We start from the raw sequence: 14,513 nt of genomic DNA, 5'->3' as shown, positions 1-14,513 counted from the left end.
TGCCGAGTAGTCAACGTTCCACCCATGAGCAACCAGCATCAGACGTTCGCCGATGTACTGGCCTCTGACCAACCGGAGTTGGTGAGAAGTGCTCCTTAGAAAGGAGGTGATCCAGCCGCACCTTCCGGTACGGCTACCTTGTTACGACTTCGTCCCAATCGCCAGTCCCACCTTCGACAGCTCCCTCCCACAAGGGGTTGGGCCACCGGCTTCGGGTGTTACCGACTTTCGTGACGTGACGGGCGGTGTGTACAAGGCCCGGGAACGTATTCACCGCAGCAATGCTGATCTGCGATTACTAGCGACTCCGACTTCATGGGGTCGAGTTGCAGACCCCAATCCGAACTGAGACCGGCTTTTTGAGATTCGCTCCACCTTGCGGTATCGCAGCTCATTGTACCGGCCATTGTAGCACGTGTGCAGCCCAAGACATAAGGGGCATGATGACTTGACGTCGTCCCCACCTTCCTCCGAGTTGACCCCGGCGGTCTCCCGTGAGTCCCCAGCACCACAAGGGCCTGCTGGCAACACGGGACAAGGGTTGCGCTCGTTGCGGGACTTAACCCAACATCTCACGACACGAGCTGACGACAGCCATGCACCACCTGTACACCGACCACAAGGGGGCACCCATCTCTGGATGTTTCCGGTGTATGTCAAGCCTTGGTAAGGTTCTTCGCGTTGCGTCGAATTAAGCCACATGCTCCGCCGCTTGTGCGGGCCCCCGTCAATTCCTTTGAGTTTTAGCCTTGCGGCCGTACTCCCCAGGCGGGGCACTTAATGCGTTAGCTGCGGCACGGACGACGTGGAATGTCGCCCACACCTAGTGCCCACCGTTTACGGCGTGGACTACCAGGGTATCTAATCCTGTTCGCTCCCCACGCTTTCGCTCCTCAGCGTCAGTATCGGCCCAGAGATCCGCCTTCGCCACCGGTGTTCCTCCTGATATCTGCGCATTTCACCGCTACACCAGGAATTCCGATCTCCCCTACCGAACTCTAGCCTGCCCGTATCGACTGCAGACCCGGGGTTAAGCCCCGGGCTTTCACAACCGACGCGACAAGCCGCCTACGAGCTCTTTACGCCCAATAATTCCGGACAACGCTCGCGCCCTACGTATTACCGCGGCTGCTGGCACGTAGTTAGCCGGCGCTTCTTCTGCAGGTACCGTCACTTTCGCTTCTTCCCTGCTGAAAGAGGTTTACAACCCGAAGGCCGTCATCCCTCACGCGGCGTCGCTGCATCAGGCTTTCGCCCATTGTGCAATATTCCCCACTGCTGCCTCCCGTAGGAGTCTGGGCCGTGTCTCAGTCCCAGTGTGGCCGGTCGCCCTCTCAGGCCGGCTACCCGTCGTCGCCTTGGTGAGCCGTTACCTCACCAACAAGCTGATAGGCCGCGGGCTCATCCTGCACCGCCGGAGCTTTCGAACCGCCTGGATGCCCAGACGGTTCAGTATCCGGTATTAGACCCCGTTTCCAGGGCTTGTCCCAGAGTGCAGGGCAGATTGCCCACGTGTTACTCACCCGTTCGCCACTAATCCCCACCCGAAGGTGGTTCATCGTTCGACTTGCATGTGTTAAGCACGCCGCCAGCGTTCGTCCTGAGCCAGGATCAAACTCTCCGTGAATGTTTTCCCGTAATCGGGATGAACACCACGAGAGCGGTGCGAGAGGAGGAATATTCCCCTCGCACACAGCGTCCTCGCTGTGTTTTTTCAAAGGAACCTCGCCCCAGCAGAAGCTGGAGACGGGGTATCAACATATCTGGCGTTGACTTTTGGCACGCTGTTGAGTTCTCAAGGAACGGACGCTTCCTTCGTACTCACCCTCGCAGGCTTTCCTCCGGGCGCTTCCCTTCGGCGTTTCCGACTCTATCAGACCCTTTCGGACCCGATTCCCGGTCGGCGGGTTTTGCCGTCGAGCCCGCGGCTTTCGCCGCCCGGCCTTTCGACATTCGCTACGTTAGCCGATTCCCCCGCCCGATTCATAATCGGGCCCCGCGGCGTTGAATTCAGGCATGCGCACATGACGAATTCGACCCCGCTGAGGGGTGATCGTAGGTAGTGGGTTGGCCGCTTCCGGCTGCAGGCGATCGCCGTACCCGGTTCAAGCGGCTCGGGCTACATTACGCACCTTGCACCCCCAAGTCAACTTCGCCGGCGCCGCAGGACATGGGCCCGGTACGGGCTGACCGTGGGATCGTCGGCGATCCAGTAGCGCCAGGGATGGACGGCTCCCTCGCCCGAGACTCCGGTGCGCGGACCGTTCTTCACCTGGTCGGAGGGTGTGGCCGTGCCGGTGAGGATACGGAGGGGCGTCTCGCCGGCGGCGCAGGCGTCGGTGCCGTTGAGGGCGCGGTCGACGCCGAGGGCTGTCGCCAGGCGTGCCGGGCCTTTGGCCAGTTCCTTGTCGTTCCGGGCCGAGAGCCGACGGGCGCGGGCCAGTTCGGCACCCTCGATGATCTCGCCCGCGCGCAGCAGTACCGCGCGCGCCCGGCCCTCGGGACCGCACACCAGGTTCATGCAGAACCACATGCCATAGGTGAAGTAGACGTACACGTGGCCGGGCGGACCGAACATCACCTCATTGCGGGCGGTGCGGCCGCGATAGGCGTGCGAGCCGGGGTCGTTCTCCCCGTCGTAGGCCTCGACCTCGGTGAGACGGAGTGCGATCGGACCGTCCGGGGTGCTGCGAACCAGGATTCTGCCGAGGAGGTCGGGGGCGACCTCGAGGACGGGGCGGTCGAAGAACTCCCTGGGCAGAGGCGTACGGTCAGGGCTCGCGATCATGCCGTCCGAGGGTACTGGAGACGGCCAGTGCCGTGGGGTGGTCACCGGGCGCCGCACTTGCCAGGGTGTGGGGCGGTGGAACCGGCCACGGCCGGATTGCGTTGTTAGGGATCAAGCCCTAAGCGATGGCGACACAGGACGACAGAGGGAGAGACATGGCGTTCAAGAAGCTGCTGGCGAGTCTGGGTGCCGGCGGGGCCTCGGTGGAGACCGTGCTGCACGAGGTCAACGTCGTTCCGGGCGGTGTCGTCCAGGGGGAGGTGCGGATCCAGGGCGGGTCCGTCAACCAGCAGATCGAGGGTCTGTCGGTCGGGCTGCAGGCCAAGGTCGAGGTGGAGAGCGGCGACCAGGAGTACAAGCAGAACATCGAGTTCACGAAGTCGCGGCTCGGGGGCGCCTTCGAGCTCCAGGCGGGTGCGGTGCACGCGGTGCAGTTCGGCCTGGAGATTCCGTGGGAGACGCCGGTCACGATGATCGACGGTCAGGCGCTGCGCGGGATGAACATCGGTGTGACCACCGAGCTGCAGATCGCGCGCGCGGTGGACTCGGGCGACCTCGACCCGATCAACGTGCACCCGCTGCCGGCGCAGAAGGCGATTCTGGACGCCTTCATCCAGCTGGGCTTCCGCTTCAAGAGCGCCGACATGGAGCGCGGCCACATCCGGGGCACCCGGCAGAAGCTGCCCTTCTACCAGGAGATCGAGTTCCACCCGCCGCAGCAGTACCGTGGGCTGAACCAGGTCGAGCTGAGCTTCGTGGCCGACGAGCAGGCCATGGACGTCGTGCTGGAGATGGACAAGAAGCCGGGTCTGTTCAGCGAGGGCAGTGACACCTTCCGGTCGTTCAAGGTGGGCCTGAACGACTACCAGGGGACCGACTGGACGGCATACCTCAACCAGTGGCTGTCGGAGGTCGGCAGCAAGCGCAACTGGTTCTAGGCTCGGTTCCGACCGAACGCTGACGATCAGGAGGTACCGAGGTGACCGAGCTCAAGCGCCGGCCGCTCCCCCACGACTTCCATCCGCCCGTGCCGTCCTTCACGGTCACGAGTGACGACATGAAGCACGGGGCCACGCTTCCGGACGCTCAGGTTCACGCGGCCGGCAACACCTCACCGCACCTGCGCTGGGAGGGGTTCCCGCCGGAGGCCAAGAGCTTCGCCGTGACCTGCTACGACCCGGACGCCCCGACGGGCAGCGGGTTCTGGCACTGGGTGGTGTTCGACATCCCGGCGTCGGTGACCGAGCTGCCGGCGGGCGCGGGCAACGGCTCGTTCGAAGGGCTGCCGGAGGGCGCGGTCCACGCGCGCAACGACTACGGCAGCAAGGAGTTCGGCGGTGCCGCGCCGCCGCCCGGGGACGGGCCGCACCGGTACGTCTTCACGGTGTACGCGGTGGACCAGGAGAAGCTGGGTCCCGATGAGGACGCGTCTCCCGCCGTCGTGGGCTTCAACCTGCGGTTCCACACGCTGGCCCGGGCCCATCTGATCGCCGAGTACGAGGTGCCCGCTCAGTCCTGAGCCCGTCCGAGCGGCCCCGTTCGTTCATGGAACGTTTGCCCGCCCCTGGTCTTGGAATTGATCAGGGGCGGGCATTTTTTTGCCGGGGGTCGCGGGGGTCACCTCCCGTACGAGCAGCGGATATTGCGTTGTCCATCTCGGCGTGCCCCGCCAGAGTTGATCCCAGCCCGCCGAGGGGTGGGCCGGTGCACACGGGAGGTGGGCTGGTATGCGGGACACGCTGGTACTGAACGCGAGCTTCGAGCCGTTGTCGACGGTGACGCTGAACCGAGCCGTCGTTCTGGTGCTCCAGGACAAGGCCGTCGTCGAGCAGGCCCACCCCGAACTGCGGATGCGCGGAGCCGCGGTCGACATACCGGCGCCCCGGGTGATCAGGCTCTGCCAATACGTGAGGGTGCCGTTCCGAAGACGAGCCCCGTGGTCGCGGAGGGGTGTCCTGGTACGGGACCGGCACCGGTGCGCGTACTGCGGGAGGCGGGCGACGACCGTCGACCACGTGGTACCGCGGTCGCACGGCGGGCAGGACACGTGGCTGAACACGGTGGCGGCGTGCGCGGAGGACAATCACCGCAAGGCGAACCGGACGCCGGAGCAGGCCGGTATGCCGTTGCTGCGGGAGCCGTTCGAGCCGACGCCCGCGGACGCGATGCTGCTGGCGCTTGGCACGGAGGAGTTCGAGGCGCTGCCCGATTGGCTGGCGTCGGCCGCGGCGTGACGGCTTCGCCGTTTCTCGCGCCCACGCGGCGGAGCCGCATCGATGGATCCCCGCGCCCCTGAGAGGGTACGGGGACCCCGTGCTCTCCCCGGGTCCCCCGGTCAGTCGATCGAGGGCTTCTCGCGGCGTTCCTGGGCGGGGACGGTGCTTCCTGAGCCGCCGTTGCCTCCGTTGCCGCCCAGGCTGGAGCCGAAGTTGCCCACGGCTCCGGAGAGGCCCTTGAGGGCGTCGCCGATCTCGCTGGGGACGATCCAGAGCTTGTTGGCATCGCCCTCGGCGATCTTCGGGAGCATCTGGAGGTACTGGTAGGAGAGCAGCTTCTGGTCGGGGTCGCCGGCGTGGATGGCCTCGAAGACCGTGCGGACGGCCTGGGCCTCGCCCTCGGCGCGCAGGGCCGCCGCCTTGGCCTCACCCTCGGCGCGCAGGATCTGGGACTGCTTCTCGCCCTCGGCGCGCAGGATCTCGGACTGCCGGACGCCCTCGGCCTGGAGGATGGCGGCGCGCTTGTCGCGGTCGGCGCGCATCTGCTTCTCCATCGAGTCCTGGATGGAGGTGGGCGGTTCGATGGCCTTGAGTTCGACGCGGTTGACGCGGATGCCCCACTTGCCGGTGGCCTCGTCGAGGACGCCGCGCAGGGCCGCGTTGATCTCCTCGCGGGAGGTGAGGGTCCGTTCGAGGTCCATGCCGCCGATGATGTTGCGCAGCGTGGTGACGGTGAGCTGTTCGATGGCCTGGATGTAGCTGGCGACCTCGTAGGTGGCGGCGCGGGCGTCGGTCACCTGGTAGTAGATGACGGTGTCGATGTTGACGACCAGGTTGTCCTGGGTGATGACCGGCTGCGGCGGGAACGGCACGACCTGTTCGCGCAGGTCGATGCGGTTGCGGATGGTGTCGATGAACGGGACGACGATGTTGAGGCCCGCGTTGAGTGTCCGCGTGTAGCGGCCGAAGCGCTCGACGATGGCCGCGCTGGCCTGCGGGATGACTTGGATCGTCTTGATCAGGGCGATGAAGACCAACACCACCAGAATGATCAGGACGATGATGATCGGTTGCATCGTCGGTTCCCCGAACCCTTCTTCGCCTCGGCGCCTGCGGCGGATCCCGCACCAGTGACGGATCCCGCCGTTGAAGATCTTTCCGGTCGAGTCTGACAGACGATCGGTGCAACTGGGAGGTTGTTCGCCCCAGTTGTGTCGCGGGGGTCACATGACGATCGCGGTGGCTCCCTCGATGTCCACGACGTCCACTTCCTGGCCTACGTCATAGGCGCGGCCGGCGTCGAGGGCGCGCGCCGACCAGACCTCGCCGGCCAGCTTGATCCGGCCACCGGAGGAGTCGACGCGCTCCAGCACCACGGCCTGTTTGCCCTTCAGGGCGTCCACGCCGGTGGCGAGTTGGGGCCGCTGGGCCCGGTGTCTGTTGGCGATGGGCCGTACGACGGCGATGAGCGCGGTGGAGACGATCGCGAAGACCGCGACCTGGGCGACCGCGCCGCCACCGAAGAAGCCCGAGACCACTGCCGCGGCGACGGCGCCCACCGCGAGCATGCCGAGTTCGGGCATCGCGGTGATCACGAGCCCGATGCCGAGTGCCGCCGCGCCGATCAGCCACCACAGCCATGCGTCGATGTCCACCTGGTCATGGTAAAACCGCGCACCCGGTCGCGGACAGGGCGCCGACCAGTTTGAACGCGCCGTGTTGCGGCGGTTCTTGCTGCCGGGAGGCCTCAGGTCATCGGGAGGCCCTGGGCAGTCCAGCGGTCGCCGACCTGTTCGACCACGAGCGGCAGGCCGAAGCAGACGGAGAGGTTGCGGGAGGTGAGCTCCAGCTCCAGGGGGCCGGCCGCGAGAACCTTGCCCTGACGGATCATCAGGACGTGGGTGAAGCCCGGGGCGATCTCCTCGACGTGGTGGGTGACCATGATCATGGAGGGGGCGATCGGGTCGCGGGCGAGCCGGCCGAGGCGGCGCACGAGGTCCTCGCGGCCGCCGAGGTCGAGGCCGGCGGCGGGCTCGTCGAGGAGCAGCAGCTCGGGGTCGGTCATCAGGGCGCGGGCGATGAGGGTGCGCTTGCGCTCGCCCTCGGAGAGGGTGCCGAACTTGCGGTCCAGGTACTCGGACATGCCGAGGCGGTCGAGGAAGGCGCGGGCGCGCTGTTCGTCGATGTCCTCGTACTCCTCCTGCCAGCCCGCGGTCATGCCGTAGGCGGCGGTGAGCACGGTCTGCAGGACCGTCTGCTTCTTGGGGAGCTTGTCGGCCAGGGCGAGGCCGGCCATGCCGATGCGGGGGCGCAGCTCGAAGACGTCCGTACCGGGCCTGCCGAGGGTCTCGCCGAGGATGGTGGCGGTTCCCTTGCTGGGGTAGAGGTAGCTGGACGCGATATTGAGGAGGGTGGTCTTGCCGGCGCCGTTGGGGCCGAGGATGACCCAGCGCTCGCCCTCCTTGACCGACCAGGAGACCTGGTCCACCAGAGCCCGGCCCTCGCGGACCACGGATACGTCCTGAAGCTCCAGAACATCGCTCATGAGCGCGTTGTCTCCCCTTGCAGTGTGGCCGGGTCTCGGCTGTCGCGTACGCCTGTGGGCTGGTCCGCCGCACCCGTGGGCGCAGCCCTCCATGAAATCTACGCCACCGGTCGGGCGGGGCATCGCCTCGGTCCGGTTCTTGGGCTCTGTCTAGGGTGTACGCATGCTCTCGGAACCTCGCTCTGGACTCCTTGCCGCTTGGGGAAACGCCCTGCTTGCCGGACTTGTCTCTCCGGATGACGCCGCGGCCGCCATCGTCGGGGAGGACGCGGTGCACCGGGTGGAGGGGCTGCCGGGCGAGTCCGCGCCGGTGGGGCTCACGCTGGCGCTGGGGCGGCTGCGGGCGCTCGGGGTGACCGGGCTGCGGGTGGCGCTGCCTGCGCCGGGGCATCCGCTGGGGCTGAGCGGGCCGCCGGAGTTCAATGCGCGGGCGCTGGAGGCGGAGGAGGCGGTGGTGTGCTCCGGTGCCGCGCTGGGGCTGGTGCCGGAGGTGTACGAGGCCGGGCCTTCGGGTGATGTGCATGTCGAGGTGGTCTGGCACTGTCTGCCGGTGCGGGAGGCGCCGCCGGCGGATGTGCCGTCGCTCGGGGAGGCGGAGCGGGAGCTGGCGGAGGCGCTGCGGGAGGCGACGGAGGTGCTGACGCGGCTGGATGTGGCCGGGTCGGGGCCGGTGGCGGAGGCGGCGGTCGAGGCGTACCGGGCGCGGGCGATGCGGGGGCGGGAGGTGCTGGCGCCGGGGTATCCGTCTCGGGCGGTTCGGGTGCTGGAGCTGGCGCAGCGGGTGGGGGCGTTGGTGTCGCTGGCGGGGGCGCGGGGGCATGGGGGCGCGTGGGGTGCGGTGAGTGCGTCGGAGATGGCGGCGCGGGCGGGAGCGTTGCGGCCGGTGGAGCGGACGGCTCGGCGGGCGCAGGTCGCTGCGTACAACTCCGTTGTGGAGGAGCGGGGGGTGGGGTGAGTTCGGCCCGGTGCGCTGTTTCGGTGGCCGGGGTGGGGGTGGGCCGGGGGGTGGTTTGCGCAGCCCGGCGCTTGCGGGGTGCCTCCCCCACTCTCGGCTCCTCCCCCACTCTCGGCTTCGCTCGAGCGGGAGGTACCCCCATGAGTGGGGGGACCCCCATCGCCCATGGGGGTACCTCCCAGGCCCTTGAGGCTCTGGGGGAGGCACGACTGCCCGCGGATTGCGCGGCGCGGCTGTCCGCGGATTGCGCGGCGTGCGGCATGCGCGTACGCAGGAGCCCCGGCTGCGCTCGTGGGGTGGGCGGCCGGGGCTGGTGCTGGGGGCGTCAGTGGTTGACGGCGGTGTTGCCGAAGGCCGGGTTCAGCAGGCCGATGACGTTGACGCTGTTGCCCGACACGTTGACCGGGACGTCGACCGGGACCTGGATGACGTTGCCGGAGACGACGCCCGGGGAGCCCACGGCCTCGCCGTGCGCGTGGCTGCCCTCGGTGGCGGAGGCCATGCCGGTACCGGCGGCGAGCAGACCGCCGGCCACCATCGTCACGGCCGCTGCCTTCTTCAGGTTCTTCACTTTCGAAAGCCCTCCTTGCGATGACTGCGGCAGGCGCCGCAGCGTGCACTGGAGAACGGTCGGCGCCGACGATGGATACGGCCGTCCGGGGGACATTCCCACTACGGTATGAATCTCGGACCGGAGGGGAACCTTCCGTCCGGCCGCGGCGTCCGGCATCAGCCGCTGATCCCGTGCCGTACGGCCCAGAGCGCGGCCTGGGTGCGGTCCGCCAAGTCGAGTTTCATCAGGATGTTCGAGACGTGGGTCTTCACAGTCTTCTCGGAGAGCACCAGCGCGCGGGCGATCTCCCGGTTGGCGCGGCCGTCCGCGATGAGCCCGAGCACCTCGCGCTCCCGTTCGGTGAGGGAGCCCGCGCGCCCCGGGCCCGAGCCGGTCTCCTCCTGTGACAGCAGTGCGCAGGCCACCTCTGCCTGGAGCAGCACGTGCCCGGCGTGCACGGAGCGTATGGCCCCGGCGAGCGCGTCGGGGTCGACGTCCTTGTACACATAGCCGGCGGCGCCCGCGCGCAGGGCCGGGACCACGGTGCGCTGCTCGGTGAAGCTGGTGACGATCAGCACGCGCGCGGGGTGGCCGAGCTCGCGGAGCCGGCGCAGCGCGTCGACGCCGTCCATGCCCGGCATCTTGACGTCCATGAGGATGACGTCGGGGCCCAGCTCCTGGGCCAGGGCGACTCCCTCGGCACCGTCCGCGGCCTCGCCGACGACCTCGATGTCGTCCTGCACCTCGAGGAAGGTGCGCAGGCCCCGGCGTACCACCTGGTGATCGTCGACCAGCAGCACCTTGATTGCGTCAGCCACCGGGGACCTCCATCTCGATCGTGGTGCCCTTGCCGGGCGCCGATTCCACGGTCAGCATGCCGCCGACCCCGCTCGCCCGGTCCCGCATGGAGACGAGGCCCAGATGACGGCCCGCGCGACGCACGATCCGCGGGTCGAACCCGCTGCCGTCGTCGCTGACCCGCAGCACCACTCCGCCGCCCCTGCGGTCCAGGGTGACGTCCACGTGGTCGCCCCCGGAGTGCCGCAGGGCGTTGTGCAGCGCCTCCTGGGCGACCCGCAGCACCGCCTCCTCCTGGGCGGCGGGCAGGGCGCGCACGCCGTGTCCCGCGAAGGTCACGCGCGCGCTGTGGGCGCGGTCCAGGACCTGGATCTGGGTGCGGAGGGTGGCGACGAGGCCGTCCTCGTCCAGCGCCGCGGGGCGCATCTCGACGACCGCCGCGCGCAGCTCGTCGGCGGCTTCGGCGGCCAGGGCGGCGACCTGCTGGAGCTCGCCCTTGGCGCGGGAGGGGTCGCGGTCGACGAGGCGGGCGGCGGCCTGGGCGGTGAGCCGCAGGGAGAAGAGCTTCTGGCTGACGGCGTCGTGGAGCTCGTGGGCGAGGCGGGAGCGTTCCTCGGCGATGGTCAGTTCACGGCTGCGTTCGTAGAGCCGGGCGTTGGTGAGGGCGATCGCGGCGTGCTGGGCGAGAATGCCGAGCAGCTCCTCGTCGTCCTCGGTGAAGCCGCAGGTGCCCTCGGGCTTGGAGCACCTCTTGTTGGCCAGGAACAGGGCGCCGATGACCTCGTCGCCGTCGCGGATGGGCAGGCCCAGGAAGTCGGCCAGGTCGGGGTGGGCGCTGGGCCAGCCCTCGAAGCGGGGATCGCGGCGCACGTCGGCGAGGCGCTGCGGGGCGGCCTCGTCGAGCATCGCGGCGAGGATGCCGTGCCGTCGCGGAAGGGGGCCGATGGCCTTCCACTGGTCCTCGCTGACACCGTCCACCACGAACTGGGCGAACCCGCCGTGGTCGTCGGGCACGCCGAGGGCGGCGTACTGCGCGTCGAGGAGTTCGCGGGCCGAGGCGACGATCGTCTTGAGGACGTCGCGCACCTCGAGGTGCCTGCTCATGGCCAGCAGCGCGGAACTGACCGCGGCGAGGCCGGACCGGGGACCGTGGCTCATGGTCCTCACGGTACCGGCGGCCGGGCGGGGCCGGATCGGACGGAGGGCGGCCCCGGGACCGGGACCATGGTCCTAGGAACGGTCCGGGCCCGCCCGTGCGCCGCGGGGGCCGGGCGGGCCCGGGACACCGCCGGTCACCCGGAGGCCAGCTGCTCCGCGATCTCCTTGATCCAGGCGCTCTTCTGTCCCGGGTCGTTCAGGCCGGCGCGCCACTCCTCGTCGTCCACCCTGTGGTCCGAGGGGCCGGCCTTGAGCGCGACGAGCAGTTCCCGGGCGGAGGCGCGCACCTCGTCCGCGACCGCCTCGCTCCCGGGGACGCCGGGCCCCGCCGCCATCCGGTAGATCTTGTGCGCCATCAGCGTGCGCTCGTGCTTCGACACCTTCTTCCAGAACGACAGAGCGTGCCGCAGCGCCTCCCCCCAGCTCTTCGGCTGCTCGGCGTCGCCCTCGGGTGTGTAGCGGTCGGGGTGGCGGGCTTCCTGGTAGCGCTTCGTCGCCGCCCTGCCTCCCTTGTAGCCCGCCACCAGGAGGATGAGGCCGGCTCCGGCCGCGGCGGTGGCCCAGCCGGCCGGGGTGCTCGCCAGCCCTCCGGCCGCGATGGCCACGATCACGGCGCCGCCGGCGGACTTGGCCCCCTCGCCCACGCCGCCCAGCGTCTCCTTGACCCCCTTGACCGTCTGTTTCTTCTTCGCGTACTTCTGTGCCTGCTTCAGCTCCCCCGCGTCCTGCGCGGCCCGCTCGTAGGCCGCTCGGGCCGCCTCGGCGTTGCCGGACTCCTCCTCGGCCCTCCTGACCGCCTGCTCCAGCCGGGTCAGCTCCGCCTCGAAGCGGTTCTCGACCTTGGTGATCTCCCGGCGCTTGCGGACCGCGTGGGTGACCTTGTAGCCGGCGCGTCCGGCCTTCACCGCGCCGCTGACCGCGCTGAGGCCACCCGCCACCTCGGTGGAGGTCACGACCGTCTGCGCGTGCCTGGCGGTGGCCGCCGCGGCATCGCCCGCCTGAGCGGCGCTCGCGGCGTGGGCCGCTTGCTGGGCCCTGGCCGCCTCCCTGCCGATGAGCCCGGCATGGGAGGTCGCGCTGACGCCGCCGACCGCCGCGTCCGTCCGCTTGGTCCTGCCCTTCCTGTGGGCCGTGTGGTACGCGACCCCGGACTGCTTCTGCCGGGCGGACTTCAGGTTCTTGACCGCTTCGAGGGCGTTGACGACGACTCCGAGGACCTCCGTGGCAAGGTTGACGGTCCCGGTGGCCGTTCCCGCGGCGGCGGCGTCCTGCGTCAGCCCGCTGTTGGCCGCGCCGCCGGACGTCGCCGTCCCCGCCTGGTGGTGGAGGCCGGAGGCGGCCGGGGACTGGGCGCCCTTGGCCGGGTTGTCCCCCAGGTCGAGGAGCTTCTTGAGCCGGTCCATGTGCTGGACGGCCCGTTCCCGCAGGCTCTGCTTCGACTGTGTCCCGGCCGCGGTCCCGGGGGCCTCCTGGGGCCGTTCCTGTTCCTGTTGCGGGGCTGTCTCCTGTTGCGGGGCTGTCTCCTGTTGCGGGGTCGCCGGCCGGGTCGCCGCCGGTGTCCGCTCGGCCGGCGCGGCGGTACTGGCCCGCCGGGACGGCTGCTCGGCGGCCGGTGCCTCCTCAGCCCATTGCATCGCGGCCAAGGTCTGCCGCGTCCACTCGTCGTCGGCCGATGCCTGCCGGACCGCTCCCCCGGGGACGGTCGGCGTGGCCTGCCCCCGGGCGCCGGTCGCCTGCGCGGCCCAGTCGTCGGCGTCGGCCACCACGTCCCGGGCCCAGTCGTCGGCGTCGGCCGCCACCTGCCCGGCCCACTCGTCGGCGGCCCGTGTCTGCTCGTCGACGGCGGCATGCGCTGTCCGTCCGGCCCGCTCACCGGCGGCGGCCATGGCTTGCCCGGCCGCCGCCTCGGCCGCTGCCGCTGTCCGCCGGGTCGCTTCGAGCTCGGCCAGGAGCTGCCCGCCCCAGTCGTCGTCGACCGCGATCTCCTGGAGCGCCGGTGCCTGCCCGGACGCTTCGGCGACATCCGGGGCCGCGGCTCTGGCACGCTGCACCGCCACGGTGGCGGCCCGGTTGCCTGCTGCGGACTGTAATTGGAGGAAGGCCTGCTCCGCCGTGCTCGCGGACGGACTCCCTGCCCCGCTCCCGTTGCCTTCCCGACGCTGCCTGGCCGCCATCGACGTGGCCGAGGGCGGCCGGGACGAGGTGTGCCGGGCCGGGGTGCTCATGGACGTACCTCCTGCGGGCCGTGTCGGGGAGGCGAAGCTAGCCGGGCACGGCGAACACCAGGGGTGCGGCGGGGAAACAGATCGCGGACGCATACGGAACACGCCCGGCACGGGCCCGCGGGCGTCCCGCGCGCGCCTTGGGAGCACCTCACACAGTGCATTGCTCAAGCAACTGGGCGTGAGATTCCAGCGGGCCGGGTGTGAGGCCGAACATAGGGCGTACATCACGTACGAAGGGGAGTAGGAGAGACATACTGCCCACGCGAGCGGGGCGTACTGCCCAATCTGCCCCTATTTGTCATCCCCGGATCCACTACCCGGCTTCGTACGTCACACCTTTGCCCTGCCATTTTGCGGCCGCTAAGAATGGCTGCGTCGCTCAGCGCCGTGGGTTCGAACCCGCGGCGTTTGTGCCGGAAGCACCAAGTCCCCACCGGACGTTGAGCGACCTCCGCGCTATTCGAAGAGGTCCGTCCCGCATGTCGAAGAACATCCTCAGTCGTGCTTACCCGAAGAACGTCCTCACCCGTGGCCACAGCCGTGCGCTGACCCGGCACCACAAGCTCGCGGTCGCCGGTGTCGCCGCCCTCGGCGCCACCGCGATCGGCCTCTCGGCCGTGCCGAGCGACGCGGCCACGACCACGACGACCGAGGCCGCCGCCTCCACGGCGAACGTCTCGTACAGCACCGAGCCGATCCAGGACGTCAAGGCGGACGTCACCGACCAGCTCGCCGACGCCAGCGTCAAGGTCGAGCAGATCGCCGCCAAGAAGGAGGCCGCGGCCGCCGCCGCCGCCAAGAAGAAGGCCGCCGCGGAGGCCAAGGCGGAGAAGGCCCGCCAGACCAAGGAGGCCGCGAGCCGTGCCGCCGAGCGCGCCGCGGTGAAGAAGTCCGCCGCCAAGACGTCCCCGAAGACGTACGGCAACAACCTCGACGGCTGGATCCGCGAGGCCATGGACATCATGAAGAAGCACGGCATCCCCGGCTCCTACGAGGGCATCCACCGCAACATCATGCGGGAGTCCTCCGGCAACCCGAAGGCGATCAACCTCTGGGACATCAACGCCCAGAACGGCATCCCGTCCAAGGGCCTGCTGCAGGTGATCCCGCCGACGTTCGAGGCGTACCACGTCCCGGGCACCTCGAAGAACATCTACGACCCGGTCGCCAACATCACGGCCGCCTGCAACTACGCGGCCGACAAGTACGGCACCATGGACAACGTCGACAGCGCGTACTGAGGTCGGCGCGGACCTCACCTCGCGAACACAGACG

Annotated in this window: 12 protein-coding genes, 1 rRNA gene and 1 pseudogene; 5 read left to right on the top strand and 9 right to left on the bottom strand. The window is 69.5% G+C overall.

Going from position 1 to position 14,513, the window contains the following annotated elements:
- Nucleotides 1–99: 99 nt before the first annotated feature.
- Both AC5L3C_RS29910 and AC5L3C_RS29905 read right to left on the bottom strand, forming a co-directional pair.
- Nucleotides 100–1,627 (bottom strand): 16S ribosomal RNA (locus tag AC5L3C_RS29910).
- 519 nt (nt 1,628–2,146) lie between these two features.
- Nucleotides 2,147–2,788 (bottom strand): DNA-3-methyladenine glycosylase, encoded by a 642-nt coding sequence (locus tag AC5L3C_RS29905; RefSeq protein ID WP_493652078.1) that lies wholly within the window; start codon nt 2,786–2,788, stop codon nt 2,147–2,149.
- A gap of 155 nt (nt 2,789–2,943) precedes the next feature.
- Here AC5L3C_RS29905 and AC5L3C_RS29900 point away from each other — a divergent pair, with 155 nt between their 5' ends.
- From AC5L3C_RS29900 to AC5L3C_RS29890, 3 genes are all read left to right on the top strand, one after another.
- Nucleotides 2,944–3,726, top strand: coding sequence for a sporulation protein (locus AC5L3C_RS29900; RefSeq protein WP_493652076.1), 783 nt, complete (start codon nt 2,944–2,946; stop codon nt 3,724–3,726).
- 41 nt (nt 3,727–3,767) lie between these two features.
- Nucleotides 3,768–4,307 carry a YbhB/YbcL family Raf kinase inhibitor-like protein gene (locus tag AC5L3C_RS29895; RefSeq protein ID WP_493652075.1) on the top strand — a complete coding sequence of 180 codons (540 nt, stop codon included), beginning with the start codon at nt 3,768–3,770 and terminating at the stop codon, nt 4,305–4,307.
- 208 nt (nt 4,308–4,515) lie between these two features.
- A complete protein-coding gene (locus tag AC5L3C_RS29890; protein ID WP_493652074.1) occupies nt 4,516–5,022 on the top strand; it encodes an HNH endonuclease in 507 nt (168 codons plus the stop codon).
- Between the two features lie 101 nt (nt 5,023–5,123).
- Here the strand turns inward: AC5L3C_RS29890 and AC5L3C_RS29885 are convergent, their stop codons facing one another.
- From AC5L3C_RS29885 to AC5L3C_RS29875, 3 genes and pseudogenes are all read right to left on the bottom strand, one after another.
- Complete coding sequence (locus AC5L3C_RS29885; RefSeq protein WP_493652073.1) at nt 5,124–6,080, bottom strand: SPFH domain-containing protein; 957 nt, start codon at nt 6,078–6,080, stop codon at nt 5,124–5,126.
- Nucleotides 6,081–6,227: 147 nt separating this feature from the next.
- Complete coding sequence (locus AC5L3C_RS29880) at nt 6,228–6,659, bottom strand: NfeD family protein (protein WP_125507638.1); 432 nt, start codon at nt 6,657–6,659, stop codon at nt 6,228–6,230.
- A gap of 359 nt (nt 6,660–7,018) precedes the next feature.
- A pseudogene (locus AC5L3C_RS29875) lies at nt 7,019–7,549 on the bottom strand (ABC transporter ATP-binding protein); the annotation flags it as partial.
- Nucleotides 7,550–7,712: 163 nt separating this feature from the next.
- Here AC5L3C_RS29875 and AC5L3C_RS29870 point away from each other — a divergent pair.
- Complete coding sequence (locus tag AC5L3C_RS29870; RefSeq protein WP_493652072.1) at nt 7,713–8,504, top strand: Rv1486c family protein; 792 nt, start codon at nt 7,713–7,715, stop codon at nt 8,502–8,504.
- A 325-nt stretch (nt 8,505–8,829) separates the two neighbouring features.
- On the opposite strand, the gene AC5L3C_RS29865 is transcribed toward AC5L3C_RS29870, so the two are convergent.
- The 4 genes from AC5L3C_RS29865 to AC5L3C_RS29850 form a co-directional block, all read right to left on the bottom strand.
- Nucleotides 8,830–9,075 (bottom strand): chaplin, encoded by a 246-nt coding sequence (locus AC5L3C_RS29865; RefSeq protein WP_103542920.1) that lies wholly within the window; start codon nt 9,073–9,075, stop codon nt 8,830–8,832.
- Between the two features lie 158 nt (nt 9,076–9,233).
- The gene (locus AC5L3C_RS29860; protein ID WP_493652070.1) at nt 9,234–9,875 is read right to left on the bottom strand and encodes a response regulator; all 642 of its coding nucleotides are present in this window, start codon (nt 9,873–9,875) and stop codon (nt 9,234–9,236) included.
- Entirely contained in the window at nt 9,868–11,013 is a 1,146-nt protein-coding gene (locus AC5L3C_RS29855; RefSeq protein WP_493652068.1) for a GAF domain-containing sensor histidine kinase, read from the bottom strand. The genes AC5L3C_RS29860 and AC5L3C_RS29855 overlap by 8 nt, the downstream gene beginning before the upstream one ends.
- A gap of 134 nt (nt 11,014–11,147) precedes the next feature.
- Nucleotides 11,148–13,238, bottom strand: a complete 2,091-nt coding sequence (locus AC5L3C_RS29850; RefSeq protein ID WP_493652067.1) for a hypothetical protein — start codon at nt 13,236–13,238, stop codon at nt 11,148–11,150.
- Between the two features lie 479 nt (nt 13,239–13,717).
- Between AC5L3C_RS29850 and AC5L3C_RS29845 the strand changes: the two genes are divergently transcribed.
- Nucleotides 13,718–14,479 carry a transglycosylase SLT domain-containing protein gene (locus AC5L3C_RS29845; RefSeq protein ID WP_493652066.1) on the top strand — a complete coding sequence of 254 codons (762 nt, stop codon included), beginning with the start codon at nt 13,718–13,720 and terminating at the stop codon, nt 14,477–14,479.
- Nucleotides 14,480–14,513 lie beyond the last annotated feature (34 nt).

Source organism: Streptomyces speibonae (assembly GCF_984686075.1).
The sequence above is the reverse complement of the archived record's forward strand: the minus strand, read 5'-3'. Positions and strand labels throughout refer to the sequence as shown.